The organism is Streptomyces sp. JNUCC 64, from assembly GCF_054484115.1.
The window spans coordinates 3,745,168-3,757,961 of the sequence record NZ_CM137015.1 but is presented as its reverse complement, the minus strand read 5'-3'; the positions used below and the strand labels follow the sequence as shown (position 1 = coordinate 3,757,961).

Here is a 12,794-nt window from a genome sequence, read left to right as displayed (position 1 = left end):
TGGGCGCTATGTGACCGAGTGCCCCCGATCGGCCCCGGATGGGGGGTTCGGGAGCATGCGGGTGCCCCCGGATGGGCGCGGGGACACGGGGCCGGGGGATGAGGGCATGATGGGGCGCATGCGAGCGGTGGTGCAGAGGGTGGACGGGGCGGCCGTCGTCGTCGGGGACGAGACGGTCGGGGAGATCGACGGGGAGGGGCTCTGCGTCCTGGTGGGGGTGACCCACGAGGACACCCCGGAACAGGCGGCGCGACTGGCCCGCAAGCTGTGGACGCTGCGGATCCTGGACGGGGAGCGGTCCTGCTCCGACACGGGCGCCCCGTTGCTGGTGATCAGCCAGTTCACCCTGTACGGGGACGCCCGCAAGGGCCGTCGCCCGACCTGGAACGCGGCGGCGCCCGGCGAGGTCGCCGAGCCGCTGGTGGACGAGGTCGTGGAACGGCTGCGGGAGCTGGGGGCGAAGGTCGCGACCGGCCGGTTCGGGGCGTCGATGCGGGTGTCCCTGACGAACGACGGCCCGTTCACCGTGCTGCTGGAGGTCTGACCCTCCCCGGGACGGTACCGGGCCCCGCCCCGGCTCAGGGTTCGACGACGGTCTCCTGGGCGGCGGCGGTCCCGTCCGCGAGGAGTTCCGCGTCCACCGGCACGTTCCGCTTGATCAGGGCGAGGGCCACCGGCCCCAGTTCGTGGTGGCGCACCGAGGTGGTGAGGAACCCGACCGGACGTCCGTCGGGGCCGTCGGCGGCGCGCCGCAGTTCGGTGCCCCGGGGCGGCAGGTGCACCTCGCTGCCGTCGAGGTGGAGGAAGACCAGCCGACGGGGCGGCTTGCCGAGGTTCTGCACCCGGGCGACGGTCTCCTGGCCCCGGTAGCAGCCCTTCTGGAGGTGGACCGCGCCGCCGATCCAGCCCAGCTCGTGGGGGATCGTCCGGTGGTCGGTCTCGAAGCCGAGGCGCGGCCGGTGGCCCTCCACGCGCAGGGCCTCGTAGGCGAGGATGCCGGCCGGGGGGCCGTACGGACCGTCCGCGCCGTCGGCGCCGAGCGCGGCCAGCCGCTCGCGCGGCAGGAACAGGTCCCGGCCGTGCGGGGTCTCCCGTACGACGACGCCGCCGTCCTCGGGGACGGGGACGATCGACCCGGCGGGGAGGTGGACCACGGCGAAGTCGTCGGTGCGGTCGGCGACCTCCACCCGGTAGAAGAACCGCATCGACTCCAGATAGGCGATCAGCGCCTCCCGGGTGCCCGGCTCGACGTGCGCCCAGGTGGTGGTGCCGTCGTCCACCAGGTACAGGGCGTGCTCGATGTGCCCGTTGGCGGAGAGGATCAGCGCCTCGGTGGCGCGGTGCGGCGGCAGATCGCTGACGTGCTGGGTGAGCAGCAGGTGCAGCCAGCTCAGCCGGTCCGCACCGGTGACGGCGACGACTCCCCGGTGGGAGAGGTCCACGAAGCCGGTGCCGCGCGCGAGGGCGCGCTGCTCGCGGAACAGGTCACCGTAGTGGCCCGCCACGCCTTCGTCCACGCCCTCGGCGGGGACGGCACCGGGCAGCGACAACAGGGGGCTCTTCATAGTCACTCAGGTTACGACCCGCGACGGCCCCGGATTATTTCCCGTCCGGGTCGGCGTTCCGGGCCCCGCCGTCTCCGGCCCCTCCGGCGGCCCCTCCGGCGGTCCCGTCGGCGGGGGCGGCGCGTCGGCAGTCGCCGCACCGGCCGAAGATCGCGAAGTGCTTCATGTCGGTGTCGAAGTCGAAGGCGTCCCGCAGCTTCGCGGTGAACTCGTCCGCGACGGTGTCGTCGGCCTCGGTGACGCCCGAGCAGTCCCGGCACACCAGGTGCAGATGGTGGTGGCGGGCCGCGAGGTGGTAGGTCGGCGCCCCGTGCCCGAGGTGCGCGTGGCTGACCAGCCCCAGCTCCTCCAGCAGCTCCAGGGTGCGGTACACCGTGGAGACGTTCACCCCGGAGGCCGTCTTGCGGACCTCGCAGAGGATGTCGTCGGGCGTCGCGTGCTCCAGCGCGTCCACCGCTTCCAGCACCAGCTGCCGCTGGGGCGTCAGCCGGTAACCACGGCTACGGAGGTCGGCTTTCCAGTCGGGGCTCACCACCCGGCCAGTGTAGGCGGGGGCGGCCGGGTCGGGGGCCGGGACGGAGCCGGAGGGCCGCCGGACGGTCCCGCCGTCCGGAAACCGACGGCCCCCGGCGCGCGGACGGAAGCCGCGTGCCGGGGGCCGGGGTGCCGACGGGGTCGGCGGGGGTTCCGGGGGGACCGGGCCTAGCGGAAGAAGGCGATGCCGTCGTCCGGGAGGTCGCCGAGGTCCTTCGCCCAGTTGGCGACGTCCTCGGGGGTGACGACCTTCTTCAGATGGGCGGACATGTAGGGGCGCAGCGGGACGTCGGGCGTCTGCTTCTCGCCGACCCACATGAGGTCGCTCTTCACATAGCCGTAGAGCCGCTTGCCGCCGGTGTAGGGGCCGGAGGCGGCGGTGCGCGCGACCGCGTCGGTGACGAGGTCGATCTGCGGCTTCTTGTCGGCCAGCTCCCCGTACCAGATCTCGACGACGCCGTCGTCGCGGACCATCGTCACCTCGACCTTGCGGTCGGCGTCGATCCGCCAGAACCCGGACTCCGACTCCAGCGGCTTCACCTTGTTGCCGTCGTTGTCCAGGATCCAGGTGTGGGAGCGGTACTCCAGGAAGTCCCGTCCGTCGTGGCTGAAGGTGACCTCCTGTCCGAAGTTGGCCTTCTCGGCGCCGGGGAAGTCGGTCACGCCCGCGCCCGCCCAGTTCCCGAGGAGGAAGGCGAGCGGGACGAGGTCCTTGTGCAGGTCGGACGGGATCTCGATCATGAGCTGGGGTTCCTAGGTGGGGATCAGCGCTGGCCCTGGTACAGCTTCTTCACGGTCAGTCCCGCGAAGGCGAGGACGCCGACACAGACGAGTGCGAGAAGAACTTCGAAAAAGATGACCACGGGGTGCTCCTCGGTGGGCGGTCGGGCGGTACCGGCGGTACCGGGCCGGGCCCCAGTTTAGTGGGCGGGGGCCCGGCGCTCGCGGTGAGGTCAGCCGAGCAGCTGACCCTGGAGCACCACGGTCTGCTGGAACGGGACGTCCCGGACGCCTCCGGCCCGGGACTGGACGACCAGACCGACGACGTCACCCGCCTCCAGGAAGGCGAGCCGGGTGTGCTCGCGGCCGTGCGGCGGCACCTCGGTGAAGACGTGCGCGCGCACGTTCTCCGGGTGGGCCTCCTCCGGGTACTCCTTGTCGGGCCGGGTGACGTGCGCGTCGAGAAGCGCCTGCTGGGACCCGTTCTCGTCCCAGCCGTGCTCCCGCCGCCAGGACTCGGCCATGCCCACGCCGCCGAACCGCAGCAGGTAGATCCGGGTGCGGGTGCCGTCGGGGGTGGTCCAGCCCCGGGCGGCGACCCGGCGCACCGCGTGGTCGGCGAGGTGCTGGCGGACCTCCGCCCGGTGTTCCGGCCGGGCGAAGAGCCGGGCGTACCCGGCGGGCGTCAGCCAGCCTTCGCGGGCCCGCAGGTCCGGGTCGGGCTTCGCGCCCCGGGGCGCGGGCAGCAGCAGTCCGCGCAGGGCCGCGTGGTGGACGGACGCCTCGTTGGAGGCCGCGAACGGGGCGGGCGCGCCCTCGGGCAGGGCGGGCCGTTCGATCCGGGGGTAGTCCCACCGGCCGTCGGACCGGGTGGCGAGGCCGGGCAGATCGGCGCGGTCGGCCCGGGTCAGACCGTAGGCGGTGGCGGTGGCCGTGGCGGCGAACACCAGGACCGCCGCCGTCCAGCGGACGAGGGCGGCCCGCCGTCGCCGCCTGTCGGCGGGGGCCGGGGCGTTCCCGGTCCCCGCGTCGGTGGCGGTGGCGGGGTCTTCGGGCGGTCCGTCGGGGGTGCCGGGCGGTGTGGCCGGGGTGGGGGCCGGAGCCCGGTCGTCGGTGGTCATGTGGGCTGCCCCTGTCGGGTGAGACGGTCGATCTGGTCGCCGACGAACTCCAGGTCGTCCTGGTTCACGGCTCTGGCCGCGTGCACCTGGGCGAGCATCACCACCCCGCCCCCGTGGGCCACGCACTCGACCGCGTCCGCCCGCTCCGGGGCCTCGGTCCTGCTGTCCAGCCTTTCGCGGGGCGTGCGATGGCAGCGGACACCGTCGTGCCCCCGGGGGGAGGGCCCCCGGGTGACGCCGGGTTCCCCGCTGATCCCCCGGTCCAGGGAACGCGCCATGGCCCGTGCCGTCCCCTCGCCCGGGTGGATGAGGAAGACGGTGACGGTGTGATGGCCACCTAGATCGGTGTAGGCCCGCGCGGCCACGGTCCGGACGTCGTACTCGATCGTGGCGTCGACTAGATGGGGGAGGGCGACACCGGACCAGGCGGCGTCCCCCGCGTCCGTCCCCCATTTCATGAAGGCGAGGTTGCCCACTTCCGTGAGGCCCTCTCCGGGGGGACCGATCGGAACGACGTCGGGACCCGGGGCGTACCAGTGGTCAGCGATCTCGTAGGGCATGAGGAGCGCGGTGAGTCCGTCGGGACGCTCCTCCCGCTCCTCCCGTTCTTCCGTGGCCTCCTCGAAGGCCCAGACCGGCGCGGGCGGGGTGCGGTCGGCGGTGGCCACGGTCACGGCGGTGGCCGTGACGGCCGTGACGGTCGCGCCCGTCAGGGCCAGGACCGTCAGCCGCTGGGACCACCGAGACCGTCGTGCTTCCGAAGTGCTCGTGTTCACAGTCGTGCCACCTGTCGTCGGGCCAGCTCCCTGATCTCCTTCTCGGGGACGGGGGTGTCATCCGTGATCCAGATGTACATGGAGACGTCACCACGCCAGGCGAGGGACTCGCTGAGGTACTTCCTGGACGCGTCGGGCTCCTTGCCCGAGTACACGACGCCGTTGCCCGACCCCGGTATGTCTGACGCGCGGGGTGTGTAGAAGCCCAGGATGCGGGGGAGCCCGTGGGTACGGCCGTTGTGGTACTGGTCGAGCTGGATGCTGACGTGCCGGCCGTCGATGACCCATTGGACGGCGACGGAACGCCGGAATTCGTGCTGGATCAGCGTTCCGAGCCGTGCTGGTGGATCGCGGTAGCGCAACAGGTTCTCGTCCAGTCCGACCCAGCCCGGGGCCCGTACCTCGCGCGCCCCGCGCGGCTTGGCCAGCAGCAGCTCGCGCAGATCGCCGTCCGTGCGGTCGGCGGGGTCCGCCAAGGCGTGGTCGCCGGGGGGCGCGGTCGGGACGACCGGCTGGGAGAGCGGGGGGAGCGGGGCGGGGGTCCGGTCGGCCTGGATCAGATAACCGGCGCAGGTTCCGGCGACGAGGCCGAGCGCCACCGCCGTGGCGAGGAAGGTCAGCGTTCTTCGCCAGGGCCGGAGCAGGAGCCGGGGCTGTGGCCGGGGTCCTCCTCCCGGTTCCTCGTGGGGAGTTGGTGGTGTCAAGGGTGCTCCTGGGGTGGTTGGGGCGCCTGGGATGAGCCGGGTGCGCAGGGGAGACGCGTGGGCGCCGCAGGTGGTTGCGGGGCGCGCGATTACGATTCGGGCATGGCGAAGAAGCTCGTGATCAAGGTGACGGCGGGGGCGGACGCGCCCGAGCGGTGTTCTCAGGCGTTCACGGTGGCGGCGGTCGCCGTGGCCAGCGGGGTCGAGGTGTCGCTCTGGCTGACCGGGGAGTCGGCGTGGTTCGCGCTGCCCGGCCGCGCGGCGGAGTTCGAGCTGCCGCACGCCGCCCCGCTGCCCGAGCTGATCGAAGGGGTGCTGGCCGGGGGATCGGTCACCCTGTGCACCCAGTGCGCCGCGCGCCGCGACATCACCCAGGACGACGTGCTCGACGGGGTCCGGATCGCGGGGGCGCAGGTGTTCGTCCAGGAGGCGCTGGGGGACGGCGTCCAGGCGCTCGTCTACTGATCCGTCGCGTCCGGCGGGCGGGACACGGGTACGGGGTCGCGGGCGGTCACGGGTACGGTCCGCCGGGGCGGTCTCGGGTACCGGCCGGTCACGGTCGCCAGTCCGTCACGGTCGCCGGTGCGGTGCGGTGCGGTGCGGTGCGGTGCGGTCCGGCCGGTGTGTGACGTCGGCGCGTTCCCGTCCGTCGTGCGCGGTCGATCCGTCGCGGGTGTGGTCGGCCGCGCGTACCGGGCCGTCGGCGCCGGGGACCGGTCAGCGTTTGCCGTCCAGTTCGTCCCACCACTCGTCGGACTTGGGGTCCCCGGAGGGGGCGTCCCACCAGCGGTCGTCGGGGCCGCGCCGGTTGGCCATGATCGCGGCGACCGGCGGGATCACCATGGCCACCAGGCACATCGCCACGGCGGCCGGGACCGACCACAGGCGCACCACCGACCAGGCCAGGACGAAGAGCACCACGCACGTGCCCATCATGGCGAAGTACACATGCCGCCTGCGTGCGTACATGTCTTCAGCGTACGTCCGGGGCGGGCGTCCGGGCCCGTTCTGGCGGTGCTCCCGGCCGGTTCCGCCGGAGGGGTGGAGGCGGTGCCGACGGGGCCGGGTGCCCCGTCGGCACCGAGACGGGCCCGGCCCGGCCGGGGCCGCGCGTTGCCCGCGTGGGCAACGCGCGGGCAACGCGAAAGCCCGGAGGCCCGTACCCGGTCCAGTGGCGTCCAACCCCCTGGGGTACGGCCCTCCGGGCCGCTTTCGCGCGTGCCGTCAGACGGCGATCGCGACCTCCGCGAGGCCGCCCGTCTGGGCGACGACCGTGCGGTCCGCGGTGCCGCCGGGCACCAGCGCCCGGACGGTCCACGTGCCCTCGGCGGCGTAGAAACGGAACTGACCGGTGGCCGAGGTGGGAACCTCGGCGGTGAACTCGCCGGTCGAGTCCAGCAGCCGGACGTAGCCGGTCACGGGCTCGCCGTCACGGGTCACCTGGCCCTGGATGGTGGTCTCACCGGGCTTGATCGTCGAGGCGTCGGGGCCGCCGACCTTCGCTCCACACATAACGCTTCTCTCCTGCTGGCTTGGGTCGGTTACTTGGCCGGGCCGAGCTCGATCGGCACGCCCACGAGGGAGCCGTACTCGGTCCACGAGCCGTCGTAGTTCTTGACGTTGGTCACGCCGAGCAGCTCGTGCAGCACGAACCAGGTCAGGGCGGAACGCTCACCGATGCGGCAGTACGCGATGGTGTCCTTGGCGAGGTCGACCTGCTCGTCGGCGTAGAGGGCCGTCAGCTCCTCGTCCGACTTGAAGGTGCCGTCGTCGTTGGCGTTCTTCGACCACGGGATGTTGCGGGCGCTCGGCACGTGGCCGGGACGCTGCGACTGCTCCTGCGGCAGGTGGGCCGGGGCGAGCAGCTTGCCCGAGAACTCGTCGGGGGAGCGCACGTCGACCAGGTTCTGGGAGCCGATCGCGGCGACGACGTCGTCGCGGAAGGCGCGGATCGAGTTGTCCAGGGCCTTGGCCTTGTACTCGGTGGCCGGGCGCTGCGGGATCTCGGCGACGAGGTCGCGGGAGTCCAGCTCCCACTTCTTGCGGCCGCCGTCGAGGAGCTTGACGGACTCGTGGCCGTAGAGCTTGAAGTACCAGTAGGCGTAGGAGGCGAACCAGTTGTTGTTGCCGCCGTAGAGGATCACGGTGTCGTCGTTGGCGATGCCGCGCTCGGAGAGCAGCTTCTCGAAACCGGCCTGGTCGATGAAGTCGCGGCGGACCGGGTCCTGGAGGTCCTGCTGCCAGTCGACCTTGATGGCGTTCTTGATGTGGTTCTTGTCGTACGCCGAGGCGTCTTCGTCGACCTCGACGATGACGACCTTCGGGTTGTCGAGGTTGGCCTCGACCCAGTCGGCGTCGACCAGGACGTCGCTGCGGCTCATGCTCGTTCTCCTCCGGGGCAGTTCGGGGCAGTTGCGGCGGGGCTGAAAAACGGTGATCCAGGCGGGCGGGCGGCGCGGTGCCCTGCTGGGTGACGGCGTCGTCGGTGCGTGGCCTGGTGGAACGGCCGCCCGGGGGCGGCTGGTGAGGCGGGGTCGCGCGGTTCGCTCGGGTTCGGTGACCGGGGCCGCGGGTCCGCTCAGACGGTGCGACAGAGCATGGCGGCGACGCGGCACAGGTCGACTGCCCGCCGCTTCGTCAGGTCCGCCTGTCCCCGCGTACGGGGACCGCTCAAATAGCACTGCATGGGGACGATCGTAGGTAGCCGTGGGCGGCCATGTCACCGGCGTTTCATATGACGAGACGCGATCATCCGAAGAGTGAGATCAATGCCTGGTGGGAACGGTCGCGGGCGGGGCGGCCCGGGCCGTCCGACGGGATCCCATCTGCGGTACGGACTGCGTCGTCTCGCAGTGTGGACGGAGTGGGCTCCGGGGGCCGGGACCGGCCCGTCGGGGGCCCGCCGGGGCCCGGTGGCGGGCCCGTTCGTGGGCCCGGTCCTGGGCCGGTGGACGGCCGGGTGCCGGTCGTGGGCCGGTCCGGAGCGGGCGTCGCCGGTGGGTGATGGCGGTGGTGGCGGCTGACGGCGGCGACCGCTGACGGGCCGCGCGCCGGTCGACCGCGGTGGCGCCGTCGACCGGGGACTACCCGACGAGGCGGACGTTCGAACCCTTCACGGAGATGTTCACCCCGTCGGGGGCGGCCTCGACCTTGTCCAGCTCGATCCCGGCGGGCAGGTCGCTGATCCGCTGCCGGAAGTCGGTGATCTCGCGGATCTTGTCCTCGGCGACCGGCACCCCGAGGTTCGGCAGGTCGTCCGCGTCCACCGTCACCTCGCCGTTGCGGACGGTCGCGGAGCTGGTGACGGTCAGGGGCTGCGGCAGCTTGCGGCCCATCACGGTGGCCTCCACGTTCACCGCGATCTTGCCGTCGCCCCCGTCGGCCAGTCCGACGACCCGCGCGGTCACCCCGGGCGCCAGCTGGACCGGCTCGACCCGCGCGGCCTTCAGCAGCTCGGGGTAGGAGACGAGCGCGGTGCCGGTGGCGCCGCGCGCGGTGGCGGAGGAGAAGTCGCCGGAGAAGTCGACCCCGGACATCCGCGCGGTCAGCCGCTCGATCCGGACCGGCTTCGCCCCGCTGCCGCTGCCCGTGCCCGCGTTGGCGTCGTAGCCGTCGATCGACACCTCGACCTCGTCGAGGGTGCCGCCCAGGGCCTGGGTGAGGAAGGGGAACCCCTTGATCGAGACGTCGGGGGTGCTCTCCAGCCCCTCGCTGGTGCGCAGTCGCTCGGCGGCCTCACCCTCCGCGAAGTTCACGGCGAGCCGGTCCGCCGCGACGAACAGGCCGCCGAGGACGACGGCGATGATCAGGAGTATTCGCAGAGCGCGCATGGCCGGTTGGGTCCCCCCGCAGCATCGGACGTAGACGGCGAGCCTAACCCCGTCCACAGGCTGTGGACGGGGATGGCGTCCGGTTGTCGACCACCTGTGACGAGCGCGGTCCGACGGCGCCCGCGCGGGCCCCGTCGAGGGTGTCCGCCGGGCGCCCGCCCCCTTCGGGGGGTCAGCCCAGGGCGCGGCCCAGGAAGTACACCGCCGGGGCGGCGGCGGCCAGCGGCAGGGCCACGCCCGCCGTCATGTGCACGAACCGCGAGGGGTAGTCGTAGCTCGCGGCCCGGTGCCCGACGAGCGCGCAGGCCCCGGCGCCGAGGCCGAGCAGCGCGCCGCCGCTCCCGCCGAGGTCCGTGAGGGCCCCGGCCGCGTACCCGCCCGCGCCAGCGGCGAGCAGCGCGGCGACCACCGACACGGGGGTGGGCAGCGGCAGCGCCCGGACGACGATCCCGGCGGCGATCGCGAGCGATCCGGCGACCACCGCGTCCGGGTCGGCGCCGAGGTGCCCGGCGGCCACCACCGCGAGCGCCCCCGACACCACCTGCACCAGCAGTCCGGACAGCCGCTCGTCGGCGCCCGCCCGGCTGCGCAGGGTCAGCACCAGGGACAGCAGCACCCATACGCCGAGGGTGCCGAGGACCGCCGTGGGCGCGTCGTCCCGGCCCGCCGCGAGCAGCGCCGCGTCGGCGACCAGGCCGCCCAGGAAGGCCAGGGCGATGCCCTGGCGCGCGGGCCACATGCCGTTCAGCCGGAACCAGCCCGCGGCGGTGACCGCCTGGAGCAGCACCACCGGGAGCACGAGGGCGTACTGGTGCAGGGCGCCCGCCCCGGCGATCAGCAGGGCGAGCAGCGCGGTGAGCGCGGCGGGCTGGAGGCCCGGTTCCAGGATCTGCGGCCTGCCCTCCGCGCGGGCGCGGTCGGCGGCGGTCGCGTAGCGCGGTTCCTCGGGGGCGTCCGGGGTGCCCGGGGTGCCCGGGGTGACCGGGGCGCCCGGGGCTCCGGGGGCGGCCGTCGCCGGGGTCGTCGCTTCCGCCGTTCCCGCCGTCCCTGCCGTCCCCGTCGTTCCCGCCGCTCCGGTCCACTGGGCGTCGGGGCCGTTGGGGGTGCCCCGGCCGTACGTCTGCGGGGGCCCGTACGCGGGGTCCGGCTGGGCGGGGGCGTGCGGGGCGGCCGGGGGGACCCGCTCGGGGCCGGTCCGGGGCGGCGGCGCGTCCTGGCGGACGGGGGGCTGGAGCTGGGTCTCCCAGGTGGGCGCCTGCCACTGCTGGGTCTGCGGGCCCTCGTCGTACGGACGCTCGGCGAAGCCCGTGTGGCCCGTGTGGTCCGCGTGTTCCGTGGCGCCGGTAGTGCCGGGGGTGCCCGGGTAACCGGTGTGGCCCGTTTGGCTGGAAGAGGACTGTGGGTACGCGACGGCCGGGGCTCCGTAGGGCTCCTGGGGCGCGTAGGACTGGGGAGCCTGCTGGTACGGGGCTGCCTGCTGATGGTGCTGGGGCGGGTGCGTCGCATGGGTGCCCTGGTGCGGAGGCTGCCCGGGCTGCGCGTGCTGCCCCGGGTGCGCATGCTGCCCGGGCTGCGCGTGCTGCCCCTGGGAGTACCGCTGATCCTGCGGGTACTGCTGTCCCTGCGGGTACTGCTGACCCTGGGAGTGCTGCTGACCCTGCGGGTGGGGGTGGCCCTGGCCTTGGTGGTGGCCCTGGTGGGGAGGCTGGCCCTGGTACGGGTCCCGCTGCGGGTACGGGTCGGACCCGTACGGGCCGTGGGAGGCGTCCGTTCCGGGGGAGCCGTCGCCGTACTCCGGGCCCGTGCCGTACGGGGGGCCGGGCGGGAACGCGTGGTGGTCGGACTGGTCAGGCATCGTGCGGGGTCACCCTCCTGCGAACGGCGGGAGCACCTCGACCGTGCCGCCCTCGGTCAGCCGTACCGTCTCGTGCCCCTTGGTGCCGACGGCCGTGCCGTCGACCAGGAACGAGCAGCGGTCCAGCACCCGTACCAGCTCCCCGGGGTGGCGTCGCCGCGCCCCGGCCAGCGCCTCGGCCAGGTTCCCGGCGTCGAACGGTTCCTCCGCCACCCCCGTGGCGGCCTTCGCCGCGGCCCAGTAGCGGATCGTCCCCCTCGCCATCTCTCGTTCCTCCGGAGTCCTGCGCGTACGGGTCGTCGTCCGCCCCATCATGCCGTGCCCCGGGGCGCCCGCCGTCCTTGGCGCGGGGCGTGCTCCGGGGCACGGGGGACGCGGTCACCGTCCGGCGCCGTGAGCGGCGGCACACCCCGGACGGCCCGTTCGCTCTGCCCGGCGGGCGGGGGCGTGGGCTATTCTGCTGGCAGAGGACTCGGGCGAAGCAGCCCCCGGGTCCTTTTGTGCTTTCCGGCGCTTTGTATACGACTCCGGCCCCGAAGCGGGACGGAGCGTATGGAGCGGACAGAAGCGACAATGTGTGGGAAGCCGTGGGAAACGGTTTCCCGTACGAAGCGGTGGCAGTACCGAGCAGTACCCGAGCAGTACCGAACAGTGTCGAGCAGTGGCAGTACGAAGCAGTGCCGCAGACGTCCTCGCAGGGACCGAGGAGGAACCGACGTCATGGACGAGCGAACCGTGCACACAGGCCGAGCGACCCGGGTGGGTGGGGCGCGATGAGCTCTCTGCTGCTCCTGACCAACGCCCTCCAGCCGTCGGCGGAGGTGCTGCCCGCGCTGGGGCTCCTGCTGCACAACGTCCGGGTGGCCCCCGCCGAGGGGCCGGCCCTGGTGGACACCCCCGGGGCGGACGTGATCCTCGTCGACGGACGGCGCGACCTGCCGCAGGTGCGCAGCCTCTGTCAGCTGCTGCGCTCCACCGGCCCCGGCTGTCCGCTGATCCTGGTGGTGACGGAGGGCGGGCTCGCCGCCGTGACCGCGGAGTGGGGGGTCGACGACGTCCTGCTGGACACCGCCGGTCCCGCCGAGGTCGAGGCCCGGCTGCGGCTGGCGATGGGCCGCCAGCAGATCGTGTCCGACGACTCCCCGATGGAGATCCGCAACGGTGACCTGTCGGTGGACGAGGCCACCTACAGCGCCAAGCTGAAGGGCCGGGTGCTGGACCTCACCTTCAAGGAGTTCGAGCTGCTCAAGTACCTCGCGCAGCACCCCGGGCGGGTGTTCACGCGGGCGCAGCTCCTCCAGGAGGTGTGGGGGTACGACTACTTCGGCGGCACCCGTACCGTCGACGTCCACGTACGGCGGCTGCGCGCCAAGCTCGGCCCCGAGCACGAGTCCCTGATCGGGACCGTCCGGAACGTCGGGTACCGGTTCGTCATCCCGGAGAAACCAGAGAAGTCCGACAAGTCCGAGAAGTCGGAGAAGGTCGACGAGCTGGGCCGGTCCGGCCGGGCGGGTTCCGGTGGACCGGGCGGTCCGGCCGGGACGGGCGCGCGGTCGGTGCGCGTCGGGCGCTGAGCCCCGGCCCGGCGATCGGGGACGCGGAGCCCCGGCCCGGCGATCGGGGACGCGGAGCCCCGGCCGGGTGGTCGGGGACGCCGGGTCCCGGCCGGGCGGTCGGCGGAACGGTCCG

16 protein-coding genes are annotated in these 12,794 nt (G+C 73.6%); 3 read left to right on the top strand and 13 right to left on the bottom strand.

The genetic code is table 11. The annotated features are described in order from the left end of the window. Nucleotides 1–118: 118 nt before the first annotated feature. Nucleotides 119–544, top strand: a complete 426-nt coding sequence (dtd, locus tag ACVWNX_RS15355) for a D-aminoacyl-tRNA deacylase (protein WP_454414489.1) — start codon at nucleotides 119–121, stop codon at nucleotides 542–544. A 34-nt stretch (nucleotides 545–578) separates the two neighbouring features. Here dtd and ygfZ read toward each other — a convergent pair whose 3' ends face one another. The 6 genes from ygfZ to ACVWNX_RS15325 form a co-directional block, all read right to left on the bottom strand. Further along, nucleotides 579–1,565, bottom strand: a complete 987-nt coding sequence (gene ygfZ, locus ACVWNX_RS15350) for a CAF17-like 4Fe-4S cluster assembly/insertion protein YgfZ (RefSeq protein ID WP_454414488.1) — start codon at nucleotides 1,563–1,565, stop codon at nucleotides 579–581. Between the two features lie 34 nt (nucleotides 1,566–1,599). After that, the gene (locus tag ACVWNX_RS15345) at nucleotides 1,600–2,100 is read right to left on the bottom strand and encodes a Fur family transcriptional regulator (RefSeq protein ID WP_454414487.1); all 501 of its coding nucleotides are present in this window, start codon (nucleotides 2,098–2,100) and stop codon (nucleotides 1,600–1,602) included. Between the two features lie 167 nt (nucleotides 2,101–2,267). Next, entirely contained in the window at nucleotides 2,268–2,840 is a 573-nt protein-coding gene (locus ACVWNX_RS15340; protein ID WP_454414486.1) for a heme-binding beta-barrel domain-containing protein, read from the bottom strand. Nucleotides 2,841–3,052: 212 nt separating this feature from the next. Beyond that, a complete protein-coding gene (locus ACVWNX_RS15335) occupies nucleotides 3,053–3,940 on the bottom strand; it encodes a hypothetical protein (RefSeq protein WP_454414485.1) in 888 nt (295 codons plus the stop codon). After that, entirely contained in the window at nucleotides 3,937–4,716 is a 780-nt protein-coding gene (locus tag ACVWNX_RS15330) for a hypothetical protein (protein ID WP_454414484.1), read from the bottom strand. The genes ACVWNX_RS15335 and ACVWNX_RS15330 overlap by 4 nt, the downstream gene beginning before the upstream one ends. After that, on the bottom strand, nucleotides 4,713–5,420 hold the full coding sequence (locus tag ACVWNX_RS15325) for a hypothetical protein (protein WP_454414483.1): 708 nt from the start codon (nucleotides 5,418–5,420) through the stop codon (nucleotides 4,713–4,715). Before ACVWNX_RS15325 ends, ACVWNX_RS15330 begins: the two co-directional genes overlap by 4 nt. A gap of 102 nt (nucleotides 5,421–5,522) precedes the next feature. On the opposite strand from ACVWNX_RS15325, the gene ACVWNX_RS15320 reads away from it, so the two are divergent. Continuing rightward, nucleotides 5,523–5,885 carry a DsrE family protein gene (locus ACVWNX_RS15320; RefSeq protein WP_454414482.1) on the top strand — a complete coding sequence of 121 codons (363 nt, stop codon included), beginning with the start codon at nucleotides 5,523–5,525 and terminating at the stop codon, nucleotides 5,883–5,885. A 252-nt stretch (nucleotides 5,886–6,137) separates the two neighbouring features. Here the strand turns inward: ACVWNX_RS15320 and ACVWNX_RS15315 are convergent, their stop codons facing one another. The 7 genes from ACVWNX_RS15315 to ACVWNX_RS15285 form a co-directional block, all read right to left on the bottom strand. Then, nucleotides 6,138–6,389 carry a DUF3099 domain-containing protein gene (locus ACVWNX_RS15315; RefSeq protein ID WP_454414481.1) on the bottom strand — a complete coding sequence of 84 codons (252 nt, stop codon included), beginning with the start codon at nucleotides 6,387–6,389 and terminating at the stop codon, nucleotides 6,138–6,140. A 255-nt stretch (nucleotides 6,390–6,644) separates the two neighbouring features. Then, on the bottom strand, nucleotides 6,645–6,932 hold the full coding sequence (locus ACVWNX_RS15310) for a DUF1416 domain-containing protein (RefSeq protein WP_385490085.1): 288 nt from the start codon (nucleotides 6,930–6,932) through the stop codon (nucleotides 6,645–6,647). A 29-nt stretch (nucleotides 6,933–6,961) separates the two neighbouring features. Then, a complete protein-coding gene (locus tag ACVWNX_RS15305; protein ID WP_454414480.1) occupies nucleotides 6,962–7,801 on the bottom strand; it encodes a sulfurtransferase in 840 nt (279 codons plus the stop codon). Between the two features lie 197 nt (nucleotides 7,802–7,998). After that, a complete protein-coding gene (locus tag ACVWNX_RS15300; protein WP_385490079.1) occupies nucleotides 7,999–8,106 on the bottom strand; it encodes a putative leader peptide in 108 nt (35 codons plus the stop codon). Between the two features lie 397 nt (nucleotides 8,107–8,503). Beyond that, complete coding sequence (locus tag ACVWNX_RS15295; protein ID WP_454414479.1) at nucleotides 8,504–9,250, bottom strand: LmeA family phospholipid-binding protein; 747 nt, start codon at nucleotides 9,248–9,250, stop codon at nucleotides 8,504–8,506. 172 nt (nucleotides 9,251–9,422) lie between these two features. Continuing rightward, nucleotides 9,423–11,105, bottom strand: a complete 1,683-nt coding sequence (locus ACVWNX_RS15290; protein ID WP_454414478.1) for a hypothetical protein — start codon at nucleotides 11,103–11,105, stop codon at nucleotides 9,423–9,425. 9 nt (nucleotides 11,106–11,114) lie between these two features. Further along, nucleotides 11,115–11,369, bottom strand: coding sequence for a MoaD/ThiS family protein (locus ACVWNX_RS15285; RefSeq protein ID WP_454414477.1), 255 nt, complete (start codon nucleotides 11,367–11,369; stop codon nucleotides 11,115–11,117). Nucleotides 11,370–11,878: 509 nt separating this feature from the next. Between ACVWNX_RS15285 and ACVWNX_RS15280 the strand changes: the two genes are divergently transcribed. Next, entirely contained in the window at nucleotides 11,879–12,679 is an 801-nt protein-coding gene (locus tag ACVWNX_RS15280) for a response regulator transcription factor (RefSeq protein WP_454414476.1), read from the top strand. Nucleotides 12,680–12,794: the final 115 nt, after the last annotated feature.

Bases quoted from the DNA above. Each gene is read 5' to 3' on its own strand.
- ACVWNX_RS15280 (WP_454414476.1), top strand. From the start codon at position 11,879: ATGAGCTCTCTGCTGCTCCTGACCAACGCCCTCCAGCCGTCGGCGGAG.
- dtd (WP_454414489.1), top strand. From the start codon at position 119: ATGCGAGCGGTGGTGCAGAGGGTGGACGGGGCGGCCGTCGTCGTCGGG.
- ACVWNX_RS15335 (WP_454414485.1), bottom strand. From the start codon at position 3,940: ATGACCACCGACGACCGGGCTCCGGCCCCCACCCCGGCCACACCGCCC.
- ACVWNX_RS15295 (WP_454414479.1), bottom strand. From the start codon at position 9,250: ATGCGCGCTCTGCGAATACTCCTGATCATCGCCGTCGTCCTCGGCGGC.
- ACVWNX_RS15340 (WP_454414486.1), bottom strand. From the start codon at position 2,840: ATGATCGAGATCCCGTCCGACCTGCACAAGGACCTCGTCCCGCTCGCC.
- ACVWNX_RS15290 (WP_454414478.1), bottom strand. From the start codon at position 11,105: ATGCCTGACCAGTCCGACCACCACGCGTTCCCGCCCGGCCCCCCGTAC.
- ACVWNX_RS15320 (WP_454414482.1), top strand. From the start codon at position 5,523: ATGGCGAAGAAGCTCGTGATCAAGGTGACGGCGGGGGCGGACGCGCCC.
- ACVWNX_RS15315 (WP_454414481.1), bottom strand. From the start codon at position 6,389: ATGTACGCACGCAGGCGGCATGTGTACTTCGCCATGATGGGCACGTGC.
- ACVWNX_RS15310 (WP_385490085.1), bottom strand. From the start codon at position 6,932: ATGTGTGGAGCGAAGGTCGGCGGCCCCGACGCCTCGACGATCAAGCCC.
- ACVWNX_RS15305 (WP_454414480.1), bottom strand. From the start codon at position 7,801: ATGAGCCGCAGCGACGTCCTGGTCGACGCCGACTGGGTCGAGGCCAAC.
- ACVWNX_RS15285 (WP_454414477.1), bottom strand. From the start codon at position 11,369: ATGGCGAGGGGGACGATCCGCTACTGGGCCGCGGCGAAGGCCGCCACG.
- ygfZ (WP_454414488.1), bottom strand. From the start codon at position 1,565: ATGAAGAGCCCCCTGTTGTCGCTGCCCGGTGCCGTCCCCGCCGAGGGC.
- ACVWNX_RS15300 (WP_385490079.1), bottom strand. From the start codon at position 8,106: ATGCAGTGCTATTTGAGCGGTCCCCGTACGCGGGGACAGGCGGACCTG.